Consider the following 18,175-nt stretch of genomic DNA (forward strand, 5'->3'; position numbering starts at 1 on the left):
TTAGACCCAACTGGTTATGGAAGCATTTGTATTACAGTGGACATCATCTGTTCAGAAACAGTTATTAGTTTTGCAGCTGCAGTATATGCCTGCTGAAATTTTAGTAAATTACTCATTTCCTCGTCTAAATTAACCCCTGAGATCTCCTTTTGTCTTTCATCTAAATCTGTTGCCAGTGATTTGAAAAAGTTGTAATTATACTCTGCCTTTGAAGTATAGGCACCAACAGTTGCAGTAAGGGAATTATAATAACTTTGTAAGGTATTTTGGGTAGTGCCTTCAGATTTTGTGGTAAATGAGACCTGTTTATATTGAAGTCCAGCAATATTGTTTGCTGTTGTGTTGTCTGCTGGATTTGCTTCTCCTGCGCCATTTATCCTTCCAGTAGCAATAAAATCAATATTTTGGTTTACATATGGATTTATGGCAACATCATACGCCCCTGTTCCTTCAAAAAAGGTGTTTATTCCAAGTGCTGCTAAAATTCCCGATGAATCTTCTCCAAAGGCAAATTGATAATTGGGATCTTTGGATGTTATTTTTAGTTTATTGTCAATTATCTCAGCAGAAAGATACGAATTAAGTCTGGAATCGTTGTTTATTGCATCCCTTAAATTTTCTAATGAATGGGTTGATGGGTCAAAATTTTCCCTCACATTGGCTGTAGTCGAATCCATATCCAGATAAAGGGCGCCCTGTACTAGCTCGCCAGTTGTTTTGTTGTAAATATAAATTCCAACATTGCCTTGAGTTAGTTTATCGTGAAAAAAAAGACCTGAGCTGCCTGAGCCAAGAGGGGCTGATGTGTTTTGGACCTGGTAGGTGCCTATTAGTTCTCCAAATTTTTTCAACCCCACTCCTTGAGAGTGCATTCTATTTACTTCCCATATGAGTTCTTTAGTAAATTCGTTAAATTTTTCTTTTATCTTTCCAATGTAGTTGTCTCTAAAATTGAACATACCTGTAATGGTTCCGCCGACCAATCTTCTGGTATTGTCCTTCTCATTTCCCAGCACCATGGGAGTTATGTTGACCTTGGATGACGTTGTTTGATACCAATATAGCCCATGTTTAGGCACAATTTGAAAGGTATCTCCTACCTCAAGTCCATTTGATCCAGTGTATTGGGATGGGTCATTTGGATCCCCAAACCATATCTTGACATCGCTATTTGGAAGGCTCACCCTGGAATCATAAGTTAAGGCAGGAATGGTGATATAGTTGCCATTTTCATCAGTAAGCCAGGTCTTTCCACCATCTATTGATATCTTCAGCCTTGCCACATTCGGATCGCTTTCACTAGATGCTACATCTCCAGCCTGCACCACCTGCAAAGTATATTCAAATTCATCTGAGCCCGAAAAATATACCTGCCCATTAAAATTTGAGCTTGGGGTAAGTGTTGTTATGCTCTGGGGACCTTCTAATGCCAATTTATAGGTTTCCATACCATCTACCAGGGTGTATCCAGATCTAGTAGTTACCAGTAGATCTCCTCCGCCATTGTCCATTACTGTGATGTCCATAAGTTGTGCAAGGTTCCTTAAAAGGGAGTTGCGCTTATCATACAGCTCATTGGGATTGTTTTTCCCAGGAACCTCGTGAGCTGTTATCTGTCTATTTAACTCTGCTATTTCCTGGATCAATTTGTTTGCCTTATTTACGTCCTGTTCTATAAAATGGTTTATCTGGGTCTGGATATTTTGCAGGTCAGTTGCTCCAATATCAATAGATTGAAGGAGGTTAAAACTATCTCCAAGTAGGGATGTTCGCACACTTGAATCATCTGGACGTTGTGCCAGATTTTGCCATGAGGCAAAAAATTGTTCTAGCGCTGCACTTAGTCCTGAATTTTCTTCATTCTTGAATACAGTCTGGACGCTATCTAGATTTTCATAGAGGGTACGCCACCTTTCTTGGTCAGAATATTTTTGGAGATATTGTTTTTCTATAAAATCGTCAAATATTCTGACAATTTCTTTGGCCCTCACACCCCTGCCCAGTTGTCCAGGGGCAAAGTCAATAGATGGCGCCTCTTCAATAATTACCTTTCTTCTGGAATAACCTGGCGTATTTACATTTGCTATGTTATTACCAGTGGTCTCTATTGCGCTCTGCGAGGTAAATAATGCCCATTTGCCTATGTCTAAAACTGATCCTATACCAACCATCTATAACCTCCCGCTAACAATACAAGGACCAGTGGTTTTGGTATCTAATGTGCCATATTTTGAATACACATCTTTGGCCTTGGGTCTTATTTGATCATATAAAAAATTAACAAGATCCTGTGTCTGCTCTAGATATGCTATTGCAAGGTCTGCATTTTTTGTGGCCTGTTCCATGCATTGATTTTCTTTTATCCTTATTTTTTCAATTAATTGTTTCAACTCATCTTTTTGTTCCTCTGAATTTATGAGCTCAGGTAGCTGGGAAAGTTTCGTTACTCTAAATTTTTTTTCAAGAACATCTAATAATTCTTGTTTTTCCTTTTGCAGTTGATAAAGCAATCTTTGAATTGCAAACTGATTTTTAGACAATTCCTTCTTGTTATTTTTTAGCAAGATCTTATATTCTTGTTTTTGTAGAGAATGTAAAACACCCAGAGCCTTTAGCTGTCTCTTTAAAGAATTAACTATCCTTTTCATTTTAATGGACTCCTGGTCTTTATATTTTTATCGTTTATTTTTAATTTTTGTTTATCCCTTTGTCCTTAGAAAATTTTGGGTATATAGTGAATTATCAATAAATTTTAAGGGATTTACTGGCCTATTATTAATCCTTACTTCAAAGTGGACATGGGGGCCGGTTGTTCTTCCCGTCAAACCTACTTTAGCTATTATGTCTCCCTTTTTTACATTATCTCCAATATGAACGAGATTTTCCTTATTATGGGCATACATTGTTTCTAATCCTGCTTTGTTTTTAATAATCACGACTTTTCCATAACCCTTTTTTTCACCAGAAAAAATTACCTCTCCATCTGTAGCTGCTTTAATTTCTGTTCCAATGGGAGCAGCTATATCAATGCCATTGTGCATTTTTTTTACCCTTAAAAAGGGATCTTTTCTCATACCAAAGTAAGAAGATATCTCTCCTGGAACTGGCAATATGATCTTAAAGGAGCTTTTAGAGTTATGTTTTTTTTCTATGTCATTTGCGATTTTGTTTACTTTATCTAGAATATAGCTGTTTTGTTCTATTTGTTCTAGCGGATTCATTTTTTTCTGGATATTGTTTGCACCCTGGATTTTTATATTTTTTGGTTCAGTTGTGTGTTCACTCTTTTTCTCAAGCTGATTTACCAGATTGTTATATAGAAATTTTGATAGTCCTATGCCTCCTTCTTGTGCCAATTTTTTTGAGAATTCAAAGTCAAAAAGATCCATATATTGATTATTTATAGGGTCAGAAAAAAGACCATTTTTTGAAACTGTCTTTTTCATCTCTCCCCATAATTTCTCAATAAAAATGGCCTCAAAATCAGTGCATACCTCTTTTAGTTTTTCTTTATCATTTCTGGAGTTGGAGGTTTTAATGGAGGTTAATTTTTGAGCTACTTTATTTAGATCCAGACTATTTTCTAATATCTTAGGGTCAATAGTTGTTTTTATCATTTAATATACCTCCAGCTCTGCATGTAAAGCTCCAGCAGCCTTGAGTGTCCTTAAGATGGAAATCATGTCCCTTGGGGATGCACCAATTGCATTTAGTCCATCAACAAGTTCTTTTAAACTGGCACCTTTTATTATGTTCAATTTTTTTACCTCTTCTTTTGCTTTGACCTGTGTCCTGGGAACACCTGTAGTGATTCCCAGACTAAATGGTGCTGGTTGAGAGACGAGAGGTGTTTCTTTTACCACTATCTGGAGATTTCCTTGAGCAATTGCAACTGGAGATATCTTTACATCCCAACCCATTACAATGGTGCCAGTTTTTTCATCCACAACCACCTTTGCCTTGGAATCTGGCGATACATACATATTTTCCAGACTTGCCATTAATGGAACTAAATTGTGTTTAAACTGTGGTGGAACCTTGAGTTCTATGGTGGATATATCCTTTGCAAAGGCAAAATTCCCACCTAACTTTTCGTTAATTTGCTTTACTATTTTTTCAGTAGTAGAAAAATCTCTAATATCTAAAGAAATAGTAATCTTGTCCTGTGAATTAAATTCAAAGGGTGTTTTCCTCTCTATTGTTGCGCCGCCAGGGATCTTTGCCACTGTGGGGATGTTTTTTACAGCAGAGGTTGCCTGGCCGCCTACGGAATATCCACCAAGCAAGATTGGTCCTTGGGCAAGGGCATATATCTTTCCATCTATTCCCCTGAGTGGGGTTAAGATAAGCACCCCGCCCAAAAGGCTTTTTGCATCTCCAATTGAAGATACAGTTACATCTATTTTGTCTCCTGGCTTTGCAGACACTGGCATCTTGGCGGAGACTACAACTGCTGCCACGTTTTTGGGCTGGATATTTTGGGGATCTACCTTTATTCCCATGTTCTCAAGCATGTTAGCGATTGAACGTATTGTAAATTCTGATCCCCTTTGATCTCCAGTGCCAGATAGTCCCACAACAAGTCCGTAGCCAATTAGTTGGTTGGTTCTAACACCACTGAATTTTGCAATATCCTTTAGTCTCACGCTCTCGCAAAATAATTGTGGATGAGATAAAAAAACTATGAAAAAGATCATCAGTATCAGCTTGATTTTTTTGTTAAATCTTAAAATGGCCATATTTTATCCACCAATTTTCCCATCCATCCCTGTTTTTGTTTGTCTGATAACACACCTTCCCCATATACATAGATCTTTGCATCTGCTAGTTGATTAGAGGTAATTGAGTTATCCGGACCTATATCTCTTGCCCTGATCAATCCATGGACTTGAATTATCTGTTTTTCTCCATTAACCATAATTTCTCTGACCCCTTGAAGTTCCATAAGGCCATTTGGAAAGACCCTGATAATTCGGGCTGCCACAGTCGCAGTGACAGTGGTCTTTCTTGTTATTTCTCCTGATGTATCCAGTTTGTTATTGTTTACAGCCTTTAAAAGGGGCACATTACCTACAGAGTTTGGGAGTCCCATAAATTTTGACTGTCCAAGAAAGCTGCTAAATCCAGCATTTATATGATATTTTTTTTCTGACTTGGTATCTGATTCACTGGAAGCGCTGCTTTGCTCCAGGATTTTTACGAGCACAATATCTCCCACCCTTTTTGCCCTGTTGTCTTCAAAAAGGAGCGTGGCCTCTGAAGGTTGAAAAAGAGAGCCTGGATTATCTATTTTTAAGATCGGTTCTGGTTGAGGAGGTATAAGTGGTGCTACATAAGAAGGGGATTTTGCTGAACATGCTGCTAAAATTGCCAGTATCAATATTACAAATATATTTTTCATAACTAAACTCCCCTCTTAATTATTCAACTTTTACAGTTTCTCTATCTACCACCTTTGCATAGACCACTCTATGGCTCTGGATGTTTAAGACCTTTATAAAATCGCCTATATTGCCATCTTCTAAGCATCTACCAATGGTCCTTAAAATAATGCTATTTCCTTCATAAACTAATTTTACCTTTTGTCCTTTTGATACCACAGGAATGGGTTCTAATCTTTCCATAGTAATTGGTTGCATGGCCCCTATTGGAACCTTGATCCTGTATGGCCCGGTTTTACCGTCCCAGATATTTTTTGGAAGATATGCGAGATTTTTTTTGATAAATGTTATTTTATCAGGTGTCAGCGGCTCTCCAATGTTTAAAGGTCTCTTTGCACAGGGCACAGGTTTAAACACATCTAGGAAAAATCTACCACTTCTCTTTTTTGTTATTTTTTTATCCTTTAATGTAATAAAATATACTGTATTTGAACCTGCTTTTATATTATTTCCATATACCTGGATATAAATTTTTTCTCCTTTTCCAAGTATTATATATTCTGGCAATACCACATCTCTCAATCTTATATCTCCACCCATTTGAGAACTATTATTTTTGACAAAATTCATAAGTAGAGAAAAGAGTTTTTCTTTATTTAGAATATATTTTCCTTTAATTATCTGAATTTTATCTGGTATATCACAACTATTTAGCAATTTATCAGGAAGATTATCTGATAATATTTTTTTCAAAGTATTTCTTTTTAGAGTAAATTTTTGAGGATAGTGCGATATATCCAATATAAGCATTTTTTTAATATTTGACGCTATTTTATTTGAACTTTCTGCAAGTATATCTTCAAATCTTACAAAGTTATCAGATACAAAAATTACGTTTTTGATTTTTATACAAAAGCAAAGTCCTTGATAAGATATTATGAAAATTAAAATGAATAAGGTAAAAATATAAAAAATTACTTTTCTCATATTCATCTACCTTATTATACTATTTGCAGTTCGTAATATTTGATCTGATGCAGTAACTGTTTTTGAATTGCTTTCAAAAGCCCTTTGGGCCATAATCATATTAACCATCTCTTCTACTAACTCCACATTGGACATCTCTAAAAATCCCTGAACAATTCTTCCAGCATTATCTGTGCCTGGAGTAACCTGTTGGGCTGCTCCTGATGCAGGAGTTTCTAAATAGAGGTTCCCGCCAATTGCATTTAGACCTGCAGGATTTATAAAGGTATATATTGGTATATCAGCTCCAGCTAATTCATTGCCTTCTTTATCTAAGGCTGAGATATGACCATCATTGGTAACTACTATATTTTGGGTCTCTGTTGGCACAGTGAATGTTGGTTGCAGGGGATATCCCCTTGCAGTAACTATCTGTCCATTTTGATCAATCTTAAAATTGCCAGCCCTGGTGTATGCCAGTTGTCCATTTACATCCACCTGAAAAAAACCATCGCCTTCTATTGCTAGATCAAGTGGATTGCCTGTGTTTTGCAGATTTCCTTCTTTAAAAAATTTGTGCACAGTAGCAGGTCTCACTCCAAGTCCAATTTGAATTCCCGTTGGGATAGTTTGGCCTGCCTGATTTTGATGTCCAGCTATTTTTAAGGTTTGATACATGAGGTCTTCAAATTCTGCCCTGCTTTTTTTAAAACTAACTGTATTTACATTGGCCAGGTTATGGGCAATGGTATCTATGTTGAGTTGTTGTGCAACCATACCTGATGCAGCAGTCCAAAGGGACCTGATCATAATAATTACCCCCTTTTCCAAAATTATGTTGGATTACCAACCTTATTTATTACGTTTCTGTCTTGGTCATTGGTATTGGTCATTACCTTTTGCATGGCCTCAAAGTTTCGCAAGGTATCAATCATTTTCACCATCTCTTTTACCACCTGCACATTAGAGCCTTCTAAATGTCCTTGATATATTTTTGGATTATTTACTGGTTTTTCATTGTTGGGATTACTTTTATATAAATTCTGCCCAAATTTTTTAACAAGGCCTTTATTTTGAAAATCCACAATTTCAATAATACCCACTTGTGTATTTCCAACATAAACTACACCATCTTCAGTTATTGTAATCTTTCCCCTTCCAGCAATCTGAATAGGTCCTCCTTTTCCAAGGAGCTTGTAACCCTGTGGAGATACAATGAAGCCATCTTTATCTAGGGTAAAATTTCCAGCCCTTGTGTACATTATTCCATGTGGGGTTTGTAATTTAAAAAAGCCTTGTCCACCAATTGCCAGATCCAGAGGATTTTGTGTGCGTCTAAGATCACCTTGAGAAAAATCTATTTTCTTTTCACCTATTCTCGGTTGGGTATTTAGATCCTTCTCAGGCCACCTTACACCTCCAGTTATCCCGAGATTTGGATCATTAAAGTCATGGGCATAGTGGATTAACACATCCTCAAAACTGAGCTTATCCTTTTTATATCCAATGGTTGAAGCATTAGCCAAATTATTGGCTATTATATCTAATCTATATTTTTGAGTCAGTGCCCCGAAAACTGAGTTGTATACACTATCCTGCATGGGAAAAAACCTCCTTTGTTGAGTAATAAGCAAAATCCAGGCCAGCTAATTTAAGACCAGTTTTGTCAATAAGGTGAAAAAATAAAGATAAGGGAAAGGTACACAGATCTTTTCGAGTTTTTTCAATTTTTTGACACCACATTTATTTTCAAATATTTTTGTTCAACCCTTGACTATTTTGAGAGTTTTGAATATATATAAAGAAGCTTATTTGAGCGGGTGTAACTCAGTTGGTAGAGTACAAGCTTCCCAAGCTTGGAGTCGCGGGTTCAAATCCCGTCACCCGCTCCACTCCTGGAAAAAATTTAATTGGAAAATTTTGGAGTGGGCCTATTTGGTCCACTTTTTTTTTGAATAATTTAAGCTTTGGAAGGGGAAATGGAGTTTGAAGATATAAAAGAAAAACTCAGAAAAATTGTAACTGATGCAGTTTTGACCCTGGGATATGATTTGTGGGGCATGGAATTTTTAGGATCTATCAGAGGTGGGGGAATACTAAGGGTATATATTGACTCGCCCTCAGGCATCTCCATTTCTGATTGTTCCCAGGTCTCAAAACATCTTGATGTAATATTGGATATAGAAGACTTAATTCCTGGTTCTTATACCCTGGAAGTATCTTCTCCTGGTCTGGACAGGACATTTTATGAGATAGATCAGTTAAAGGATTATATTGGTCAGATGGTGTCAGTTAAATCTAAGATTCCAATTGAATCTAGAAAAAAGTGGAAGGGAATACTTAAAGCTGCTGACCTAACTAATAAGGTAGTGGTAATAGAGACAGAGGTAGAGGAATTTTCAATTCCCTGGGAAGATATTGAAAAAATTAAGTTGATATATTTTGAATAGGAATTTTAAATATTGCAAGAGATGGGGGAGAGTCTTTAATTTTTGCTTAGTTTTCATAAGTGGAGGTTATCTCATGGGGTTAGAGTTAAAAAGGTCTATTGAAATTATAAGTAAAGAAAGAAGAATAGATAAAGATGTATTAATAGATACATTGGAAGAGGCTGTAAAGGTAGCTGTAAATAAAAAATATCACAATAAATTAGATATAGAGGTAAATTACAATGAAGATACAGGAGATATGGAAGTATATCAATTCAAGAGGGTGGTGCAGGAAGTAGAAGATCCTGATAGGGAAATTTCCCTGGAGGAAGCCAAAGAGATAGATCCAAATGTTCATTTAGATGATGAGGTGGGATTTAAACTGGAAGTAGAAGATCTTGGCAGGATAGCGGCCCAGTCAGCCAAACAGGTTATAATCCAGCGTATGAGGGATGCTGAACAGGAAATTATATATGAAGAATATAAAGATAGGATTGGTGAAATAGTTAGTGGAACAGTCCAGAGAAAAGAGAGGGCTGGACTTATAATAAATTTGGGTAGGACTGAAGCCCTTTTGCCCAAGGAAGAACAGATCCCTACAGAACACTATAAAAGGGGTGATAGAGTAGATGGTTATATAATAGATGTCAAAAAAGAAGGCAGAGGGCCGCAGATAATATTATCCCGTTCCCATCCAGCTTATATGGAACTCCTTTTTAAAAGGGAAGTTCCAGAGGTTAGTGATGGAACAATTATGATTATGGGAATAGCCAGGGAACCTGGAATTCGGGCAAAGGTGGCACTTTATTCAAAAGATAGAGATGTAGATCCAATAGGCGCGTGTGTTGGTGTTCGTGGCTCTCGCATAAATAAGATTATCCAGGAATTTAAAGGGGAAAAAATAGACCTTGTTGTGTGGAGTCCAAATATCACTACTTATGCTGTCAATGCACTGGCACCAGCCAGAATTTCCAGTATTACAGTTGATGAAGATGAAAAGAGTTTAGAAGTAGTGGTCCCTGACAATCAGTATTATTTAGCAGTTGGGAAAAAGGGACAAAATGTAAAATTGGCCAGCAAACTGCTTGGTTGGAGTATAGACATTATAACAGAAAGTCGTTATGGAGAAATCTATCAAAATAGACAAAAACTGGAACAACTGGCTGGAGTTGTGGGAATTAGTGTTGATGCATTTTATGAGGCTGGTCTAAATTCTTTGGAAGAAGTGGCACAGGCCTCAGATGATGACCTCCTGGAAATGGAAGGTATGGATGAGGAAAAATTAAAAGAATTGAGATCAGCGTTAAATCTATTGATGGCATAGAGGAGAGGTTTGTCAAAATTTTTGACAAATTTATGTTTAAGGCCTTATGAAATATATACCAGAGAGAACCTGTATTGTGTGTGGAAAAAAGACATATAAGCATCTTTTAGACAGATATGTCTATTTAAAGGGTAAATTTATTTTAGATAAAGATAAAAAAATGGATGGAAGGGGCTTTTATATTTGTAGAGAGGAAAGTTGTCAAAAAAAAGCAAAGAAAAAGCTTTCTTCAATTAAATCCAGATTTGAGAGAAGTAGTTAGACAAGTGGTTTTAAGGGGGGATTATGGCCACAAAAATGCGTGTTAGAGAATTATCAAAAGAATTAGGTATAAGTAATAAAGAGCTTTTACACCTTTTAAGAGAAGAAAATATCCCAGTAAAGAGTCATATGAGTGGACTTACAGATGAACAAGTCGCACATGTAAAAGAGAAATTTAAAGAAGTAAAACAACAACAGAGGGTGGAAAAAAAGAAAGTGGCCTCTGGAATTATAATAAGAAGACGGCCTGTAAAGAAAAGAGAAGAAAAAATAAAAGAGGGTCAAGAGGTAAAAGAAACTAAATTTATAGAAGAAAAAGAGCAAGAACAAGATAGTGTTGAAGAAAAAGAGGTCAAAGAAGAAGTTGAAAGAGAAGAGAAAAAAGAAGTTAGTGGACAAGGAGAAAAAGGAAAAGAGACTTTAAAGGAAGAAGAAGAGACCAAATCCCCCCATTTTAAAAAGCAAGATGTAGAAGAGAAAAAGGAAGAAAAAAAGAGAAAAAAGTCATTTAAAGACAGGAGAAAATTTAGAAAAAAAAGAACATATCCAAAGGCACGGGTGATTACAGTACCAAAAAAAGAAGATAGGCAGACCAAGGAAAGTGAAGAGCTTACTAAGGAACAAGAATTTAAGGCCCCAGAGGTTCCTGTGGTACCTGAGAAGATAGATAGGGCAAGGCGAAAGAAAAAAGGCAAAAAAGTTGTAGATGTATCAGGCATTTATGAAGAAGAAGCCAAGAAGAAAAAGGTCGATTGGAAAAAGAAAAAACAAACTCCACTGGAGGATAAAACAGGTGGAAAGGTTTTAAAGAAAAAGAAAAAAGAAGAGAAACCACATGAGCCACCAAAAATTACCACTCAGCCAATTAAGGCAGCCAAGAGAAAGATAAAAATAGAAGAGGCCATCAGAGTAGCAGACCTTGCTCAGCAGATGGGGGTTAAGGCCCAGCAGATAATTAAGAGCCTTATGGACATCGGGGTAATGGCCACTATTAATCAGTCAATAGATTATGACACTGCTGCACTGGTAGCTGCAGAATTTGACTATGAGGTGGAAAAGGTTGGATTTTCAGAAGAAGATTTTATTTTACCCAAAGAAGAAGATAGACCAGAAGACTTGAAGCCTAGACCCCCAGTGGTGACAATAATGGGCCATGTTGACCATGGTAAAACTACTCTATTGGATGCCATTAGAAAATCTGACGTGGCTCTACGAGAGGCTGGAGGTATAACCCAGCATATAGGAGCATATCATGTAAAAGTTGGTAATGGATATGTAGTATTTTTAGATACACCTGGTCATGAGGCATTTACTGAGATGAGGGCAAGGGGAGCTCAGGTCACAGATATTGTAATTTTAATAGTTGCTGCTGATGATGGTGTAATGGAACAGACCAAAGAGGCAATAAATCATGCAAAGGCTGCAGGTGTCCCTATTATTGTGGCAATTAATAAAATTGACAAAGAAAATGCGGACCCAGAAAGGGTAAAAAGAGAACTCGCAGAACTTGGGCTTTTACCAGAAGAGTGGGGTGGCGACACAATTTATGTAAATATTTCTGCAAAGAAAAAAGTTGGTATTGATCAATTGTTAGAGATGTTACTCCTTCAGGCGGAAGTCTTAGAATTAAAAGCTAATCCAAATAAAAGGGCCAGGGGGTTTATTATTGAATCCAGATTGGATAAAGGTAGAGGGCCTGTTGGAACGGTTCTCATCAAAGAAGGCACATTAAAGACAGGAGATAGCTTTGTCTGTGGTTTAAATTATGGAAAAGTCAGATCCCTAATAAATGATAAGGGTCAAAAAGTAGATAGTGCTGGGCCGTCCATGCCTGTTGAAGTGCAGGGATTTGATGGAGTGCCAAATGCGGGAGAGGAGTTTGTGGTTGTTGAAAATGATAAGGTAGCAAAGAAGATTGCAGAGACAAGGCGTCAAAAACACAGAGAAAAAGAGCTTGCCACACAGACAAAACTCACCCTTGAGAGTTTCTTTAAGGCAAAAGAAGAAGAAAATATTAAGAATTTGAATCTCATTATAAAAACAGATGTTCAAGGATCCTTTGAGGCAATAAACGAGGCTTTAGGAAAACTTTCCACTGATGAAGTAAGCGTAAAAATAATCCATGGAGCACCTGGTGCCATCAATGAAAACGACGTAAGATTGGCATCAGCCTCTAATGCCATTATAATTGGATTTAATGTACGTCCAACTGCTAAAGTAAAGGAATTTGCAGAAAAAGAGGGAGTTGAAATCAGGTTCTATTCAGTTATCTATGACCTGGTAAATGATATTAAAGAGGCTTTAAGTGGTCTGCTTGCACCAATTAAAAAGGAGGTGTACCTTGGTCAGGCAGAGGTCAAAGAGACCTTTAATATACCAAAGGTGGGAACAGTTGCAGGGTGTGTGGTCATAGATGGTAAGGTTCAGAGAAATGCACCCATTAGAGTCATCAGGGATGGAGTTGTGGTGTACACTGGAAAGATTGCATCTTTAAAAAGATTTAAAGATGACGTAAAAGAAGTAACAAAGGGATTTGAATGCGGCATTGGAATAGATAAATTTAATGATATAAAAATTGGTGATATAATAGAAGCCTTTGAAGAAGTAGAAGAGAAGAGAACTCTTTAATTTAGAAGCAATAATAATGTTGGGCAAATGTTATGCAGATTGGATGTGTAAGAGTTGAATTTTATCTCCACGGTGTTTTTTCCTTAAAGGAAAAGAGAAATATTGCAAATAGTATAAAACAAAAACTCAAGAACAAATTCAATATTTCAATTGCAGAAATAGAGTCTCAAGATAGTTTGAATAGACTTGTATTTGGTATTGCAATAGTTTCAAATAGTGGAAAGATAATCCAAAAAGTAGCTGATAATGTGTTAAATTTTTTAGAAAAAATAACCAGCGAAGAAATAGTAGATACTTCAGTGGAAATATTCAGTCTTTAGAATGAGTTTTTGAGTTGTGGGTGTTAGGATTTGAGTGTTAAGTTTTTTACTTTGGACAGAGAATATAGAAAAAATGAATATAAAGAAAAAGATAATTGATGTAATAGCTAAGAATAATACATTTTTAGTAACCTCCCATATGAACCCAGATGGAGATGCTGTTGGGTCAATGGGAGGTATGTTTTATTTACTTAAAACATTAGGGAAAGATGTTTATCTTTACAATACATCCGAAATTCCAGATAGATTTTCATACTTAGATATTAGAGATTATGTAGTCCATAAATTACTAAGAAATGAATATGACTGCATTATTTTTTTAGATTGTGGAGATAAATATAGAGCTGGTAAGGAAATAGACAGACTCCATGTAAAAGTAAGTATAAATATAGATCACCATCCCACCAATGATAATTTTGCTGATATAAATTGGGTAGATGCAACTATGTCTTCTGTTGGTGAGATGATTTTTTATTTAATTAAAGAAGCAAGAGTAGAATTAACTTATAATATATCTGAGTGTTTGTATACAGCTATAGTATCAGATACAGGTTCTTTTACATTTAGCAATACACGTCCAAGCACTTTAAAGGTTGTTATGGAAATCTTAGAGAATGGCTTTGATTTAGATGATTTTAACAGAAAATATCAAAGGTATTGGACCTTAAATAAAGTGCATCTACATGGCCTTGCTATGCAAAATGCCAAGTTATATTTTGATGGGAAATTAGCACTAACAAAGATTTCACGAGAGTTATTTGAAAAGACCAATACAACATCAGAAGAAGCAGAAGGGATAATTAATTATTTGAGACAGATCAAGGGCGTCAAAGTAGCTGCTATTTTGCGTGAAGATGAGGACAAGGTGAAGGTGAGTATGAGGTCATGGGGAGAGGTGGATGTGAGTAAAATAGCCATGGAGTTAAATGGTGGAGGTCATAAAAATGCAGCAGGCGGAAGTCTAGATTTGCCCTTGGATGAGGCTGAGGAGGCCTTTATAAAATGTGTAGCTGGTTTTATATGTTGAGGAAAAATAAAGAGTTCTATATCTGGTATTTATGGTAAAATCTGGAATGGATTCCAAAAAAATAGCCCAATGTCATGGTGTTTTAGTTCTAAATAAACCTAAAGGGCCAAGTTCAACTTCATGCATTGAAAGGATAAAGAGGAAGTTTAAGCAAAAAAAAATTGGACATGCTGGCACATTGGACCCCATGGCATCTGGAGTTTTAGTTGTTCTTCTAGGCAAGGCCACTAAATTGGCCCCTTATTTAATGGAAGGACATAAGGTTTACAGAGGAGTTATTCGTCTAGGAATTGAGACAGATACTTATGATATTACGGGAAATGTTTTAAAAGAATCGTCCTATCTAGGTTTAACAGAGGATGAGATAGTTAAGGCAGTATATGAATGGCAAAATATAAAAGAGCAAGAGGTTCCCCCTTATTCAGCGGCAAAATACAAAGGGAAGACCTTTTATTCTATGGCACGGCAAGGGGAAAGGCCTCCAAAAAGAGTGAAGAAAATTTATATTGACCAGGTAGAGGTTTTAGGCGTAAATTTGCCTTTTATAGAGTTCAGGATTAGGTGTTCAAAAGGCACTTATGTCCGTTCCCTGGCCCACAGCCTGGGGAAACGGCTAAAGGTTGGTGGTGTGCTATTTTCTCTAATCAGGGAGAGGGCAGAACCTTATGGCCTTGAACACAGTGTGTCAATGGAGGAACTCTTAAATTCCCCATCCCTTTTTTTTGAAAAGGTAATTGATCTATCTGAGAGTCTGCCTCACTGGCCAAAGTTAGCAGTTGATGAAGATATCTCAAACAAGATAAAGAATGGAAATTTGATAAGGGTAGGAGAGATTGGCGGAGCATACCCTGAAAAGGAAGGAGAGAGGTATCTTTTTTTAGATCCTTCTTTAAGGGCTTTGGCCATTATGGAGACCAGATTCATAGATGGAACTCTTTACTGGAAGATTTTAAGGGGACTTTGGGGAAGAGAGTAAAAACTAAAAATTAATTAAGGAGGTTTGCTGTGGCACTTTCAGCTGAGGAGAAAAAAAGGATTATTGACGAGTTTAAACTGCACGACAAAGACACAGGCTCACCAGAGGTCCAAGTTGCTTTGCTCACTGCAAGGATCAATTATTTAACAGAACATTTTAAGGTTCATAAACACGATTTCCATTCAAGAAATGGACTACTTAAACTCGTTGGACAGAGGAGAAAGCTCTTAAATTATCTGCGTAAAAAGAATGTAAACAGGTATAAAGAGCTTATCCAGAGATTAAATTTGAGAAAATAAAAAAATGGGTCAGGGGCAATTGAATTTATCAGCCTCTGACCCTTTGGTAAAAATAAATTTTATTGTGTGATATAAATTCACGAGAAGATGCGCTAAGTGTTAAGTGCTAAGCGTTAAGAAATTCTTAGCTTTTAGTCCTTAGCCCTTAGCTTTCTCATAAGTAATTATAAAAATTAGGAGATAAAAGAGTATGGGAGATATTAGTGGAATTAGGGTAAGTGCTGCGATTGATAACAAAGAATACATAATAGAAACAGGAAAATTAGCAAATCAAGCCCACGGGAGTGTATGGGTTCAAAGCGGTGATACAGTTGTACTAGTAACTGCTGTAACCCAGCCCCTGGATAGGGAAATAGATTTTATGCCACTTACAGTTGAATACCAGGAGATGTCATATGCCTCTGGTAGGATTCCTGGTAGTTATTTTAAACGTGAAATTGGACGACCTTCTGAGCGAGAGATTTTAGTATCGAGGCTCATTGATAGACCTCTGAGGCCACTTTTTCCAGATGGTTTTAGGCAAGAAGTGCAGATAATTGCAACTGTACTTTCAGCTGATCCAAATTGTGATCCTGATGTACTTGCTGTAAATGGTGCCTCCTGTGCCCTTCATTTGTCTCAGATCCCATTTCTTGGACCAATTGGGTGCGTTCGTGTGGCATATGTGGATGGAAATTTTGTGATTAATCCATCTTCCGTAGAATTGGAATATAGCAAGATGGATCTGGTGGTGGCAGGGACAAAGGATGCAGTTGTCATGGTGGAAGGAAGTTGTAATTTTGTCTCAGAAGAACTTGTTGTGGAAGGGATTGAGTTTGCACATAAGCACATTCATGCCTTTGTAGAATTACAGGAAGATTTAAGAAATAAGGCTGGAAAGCCAAAAATAGAAGTAGAGGAGAAGAGGGAGGATATAGAACTTTTAGATGCAATTGAAGAAGTTGGGTATAAAATCCTCTCAGATGCCCTGAGGATTCCTACAAAAGTAGAGAGGAAAATGGCCCTAAAGCAGGCCCAGGAAGAAATAATTGGAAAAATTGAACAAAGATATGCAAGCAATGAAGAGTTATTCAAGGAAAAATTAAAACATCTTCCGGGCTACATTAAAAAAGTAGAGAGTAAGATAGTCAGGGAGTGGATAAAGAATGGTCATCCTAGAATTGACGGTAGGAAACTTACAGATATCAGAAACATAGATATTGAAATAGGAATTTTGCCCAGGGCTCATGGCTCAGCCCTCTTTGCCAGAGGAGAGACCAAGGCCCTTGGGGTGGTGACTCTGGGTTCAAGTCACGACGAGCAGCACATAGAGACTTTAACTGGTGATTTCAGTAAACGTTTTATGGTACATTATAATTTCCCTCCATATTGTGTTGGTGAGGCTAAAAAATTGCGTGGTCCATCTAGGAGAGAAATTGGTCATGGGGCCCTTGCAGAGAAATCTCTAACCCCCATACTTCCTTCTCCAGAGGAATTTCCTTTTACTATTAGGTTGGTATCAGAAATAATGGAATCTAATGGTTCTTCCTCCATGGCCACTGTTTGTGCAGGATCCCTCGCACTTATGGATGCTGGAATCCCTGTAAAATCTCATGTTGCAGGCGTGGCTATGGGGCTTATTAAAGAGGATGATGAGTTTTTTATATTAACAGATATTCTGGGTGATGAAGACCACTTAGGTGATATGGATTTTAAGGTTGCAGGGAACAGAGAAGGAATCACTGGAATTCAATTGGATATAAAAATAACCGGCATATCAAAGGATATTTTAATTAGGGCGTTAAAACAGGCCAGGGAAGCCAGGTTCTTTATCCTGGATAAAATGGAGAGTGTTATATCCAAACCAAGAGAGCAACTATCAGAATATGCACCAAAGATTGAAGTAATAGAAGTAACTCCAGATAGGATAAAAGATATCATAGGTCCATCAGGTAAAAATATAAAGGCCATAGTGAAAGAAACAGGTGCAACAGTTGATATTGAAGATAATGGAAAGATAACCATATTTGCCCCTGATAAGGAATCCTTGGACAAGACCATAGAAAAAATAATGTTTTATGATCAAAAACCAGAGCTGGGCAAGACATATAATGGAAAGATAAAACTCTTAAAAGATTTTGGTGCAATAGTTGAGATACTTCCAGGTGTAAATGGGCTAGTTCATATCTCGCAGCTAGATATAGGTCGTATAAACAATATTTATAAAAGTTTTTCTCCAGGACAAAAAATCAAGGTCAAGGTTATAGAAATAGAGGAAGGCACAGGAAAAATTAAATTGAGCAGAAAGGCTGTATTGCTGGATGAACAAAAAAGAGGGGGACATATTGATCAGAGAAGTAGTAAAAGACCTGTAAATAGGGAGAAGGGTCTTAAAACGAATTTAGGATATTCAAAAAAAAGATAAAAAACCGCTTGAAATTTACATTCTCATCTCATATAAAAAAGTAAAAATATTTGGTGATCCTGAGTTGATTTTTCCTCTTTTTTTCACCAATAAGTTCTTAAAGTGTTACGTAATGGTAATAGTTTGATAACTCTCAACATGAAAAGTTTGAAGTAAGAGG

17 protein-coding genes and 1 tRNA gene are annotated in these 18,175 nt (G+C 36.8%); 10 read left to right on the forward strand and 8 right to left on the reverse strand.

What is annotated here, in order from left to right; all coding sequences use genetic code 11:
• Positions 1-14: 14 nt before the first annotated feature.
• Genes flgK through flgF form a run of 8 tightly spaced genes read right to left on the reverse strand, consistent with a single transcriptional unit; the run spans position 15 to position 7,948 of the window.
• On the reverse strand, positions 15-2,171 hold the full coding sequence (flgK, locus tag ACYQ1E_RS09225; protein WP_459878257.1) for a flagellar hook-associated protein FlgK: 2,157 nt from the start codon (positions 2,169-2,171) through the stop codon (positions 15-17).
• Positions 2,172-2,648 (reverse strand): flagellar export chaperone FlgN, encoded by a 477-nt coding sequence (gene flgN / locus ACYQ1E_RS09230; protein WP_459878260.1) that lies wholly within the window; start codon positions 2,646-2,648, stop codon positions 2,172-2,174.
• A gap of 51 nt (positions 2,649-2,699) precedes the next feature.
• Entirely contained in the window at positions 2,700-3,617 is a 918-nt protein-coding gene (locus ACYQ1E_RS09235) for a peptidoglycan DD-metalloendopeptidase family protein (protein WP_459878263.1), read from the reverse strand.
• Positions 3,618-4,739: a flagellar basal body P-ring protein FlgI gene (locus tag ACYQ1E_RS09240; RefSeq protein ID WP_459878266.1), complete on the reverse strand. Its 1,122-nt coding sequence runs from the start codon at positions 4,737-4,739 to the stop codon at positions 3,618-3,620.
• The gene (locus ACYQ1E_RS09245) at positions 4,727-5,401 is read right to left on the reverse strand and encodes a flagellar basal body L-ring protein FlgH (protein WP_459878269.1); all 675 of its coding nucleotides are present in this window, start codon (positions 5,399-5,401) and stop codon (positions 4,727-4,729) included. The genes ACYQ1E_RS09240 and ACYQ1E_RS09245 overlap by 13 nt, the downstream gene beginning before the upstream one ends.
• A 19-nt stretch (positions 5,402-5,420) precedes the next feature.
• Complete coding sequence (gene flgA / locus ACYQ1E_RS09250) at positions 5,421-6,368, reverse strand: flagellar basal body P-ring formation chaperone FlgA (RefSeq protein ID WP_459878271.1); 948 nt, start codon at positions 6,366-6,368, stop codon at positions 5,421-5,423.
• Between the two features lie 6 nt (positions 6,369-6,374).
• Positions 6,375-7,157, reverse strand: a complete 783-nt coding sequence (flgG, locus tag ACYQ1E_RS09255) for a flagellar basal-body rod protein FlgG (protein ID WP_459878274.1) — start codon at positions 7,155-7,157, stop codon at positions 6,375-6,377.
• Between the two features lie 23 nt (positions 7,158-7,180).
• Positions 7,181-7,948, reverse strand: a complete 768-nt coding sequence (flgF, locus tag ACYQ1E_RS09260) for a flagellar basal-body rod protein FlgF (protein WP_459878277.1) — start codon at positions 7,946-7,948, stop codon at positions 7,181-7,183.
• Positions 7,949-8,163: 215 nt separating this feature from the next.
• On the opposite strand from flgF, the gene ACYQ1E_RS09265 reads away from it, so the two are divergent.
• The 10 genes from ACYQ1E_RS09265 (at position 8,164) to pnp (ending at position 18,015) form a co-directional block, all read left to right on the forward strand.
• Positions 8,164-8,239: transfer RNA gene (locus ACYQ1E_RS09265), tRNA-Gly, on the forward strand.
• An 87-nt stretch (positions 8,240-8,326) separates the two neighbouring features.
• The gene (locus tag ACYQ1E_RS09270; RefSeq protein WP_459878280.1) at positions 8,327-8,797 is read left to right on the forward strand and encodes a ribosome maturation factor RimP; all 471 of its coding nucleotides are present in this window, start codon (positions 8,327-8,329) and stop codon (positions 8,795-8,797) included.
• A 73-nt stretch (positions 8,798-8,870) separates the two neighbouring features.
• Complete coding sequence (gene nusA, locus ACYQ1E_RS09275) at positions 8,871-10,100, forward strand: transcription termination factor NusA (RefSeq protein ID WP_459878283.1); 1,230 nt, start codon at positions 8,871-8,873, stop codon at positions 10,098-10,100.
• A gap of 46 nt (positions 10,101-10,146) precedes the next feature.
• Positions 10,147-10,362 (forward strand): YlxR family protein, encoded by a 216-nt coding sequence (locus ACYQ1E_RS09280; RefSeq protein WP_459878286.1) that lies wholly within the window; start codon positions 10,147-10,149, stop codon positions 10,360-10,362.
• Between the two features lie 23 nt (positions 10,363-10,385).
• On the forward strand, positions 10,386-12,989 hold the full coding sequence (gene infB / locus ACYQ1E_RS09285; protein WP_459878288.1) for a translation initiation factor IF-2: 2,604 nt from the start codon (positions 10,386-10,388) through the stop codon (positions 12,987-12,989).
• Between the two features lie 32 nt (positions 12,990-13,021).
• On the forward strand, positions 13,022-13,309 hold the full coding sequence (locus tag ACYQ1E_RS09290) for a DUF503 domain-containing protein (RefSeq protein WP_459878290.1): 288 nt from the start codon (positions 13,022-13,024) through the stop codon (positions 13,307-13,309).
• 73 nt (positions 13,310-13,382) lie between these two features.
• Positions 13,383-14,336 (forward strand): DHH family phosphoesterase, encoded by a 954-nt coding sequence (locus ACYQ1E_RS09295; protein ID WP_459878293.1) that lies wholly within the window; start codon positions 13,383-13,385, stop codon positions 14,334-14,336.
• Positions 14,337-14,367: 31 nt separating this feature from the next.
• On the forward strand, positions 14,368-15,312 hold the full coding sequence (truB, locus tag ACYQ1E_RS09300) for a tRNA pseudouridine(55) synthase TruB (RefSeq protein WP_459878296.1): 945 nt from the start codon (positions 14,368-14,370) through the stop codon (positions 15,310-15,312).
• Positions 15,313-15,341: 29 nt separating this feature from the next.
• Positions 15,342-15,611 (forward strand): 30S ribosomal protein S15, encoded by a 270-nt coding sequence (gene rpsO, locus ACYQ1E_RS09305; RefSeq protein WP_459878299.1) that lies wholly within the window; start codon positions 15,342-15,344, stop codon positions 15,609-15,611.
• Between the two features lie 190 nt (positions 15,612-15,801).
• On the forward strand, positions 15,802-18,015 hold the full coding sequence (gene pnp / locus ACYQ1E_RS09310; protein WP_459878302.1) for a polyribonucleotide nucleotidyltransferase: 2,214 nt from the start codon (positions 15,802-15,804) through the stop codon (positions 18,013-18,015).
• Positions 18,016-18,175 lie beyond the last annotated feature (160 nt).

Source organism: Desulfothermus naphthae (assembly GCF_054657475.1).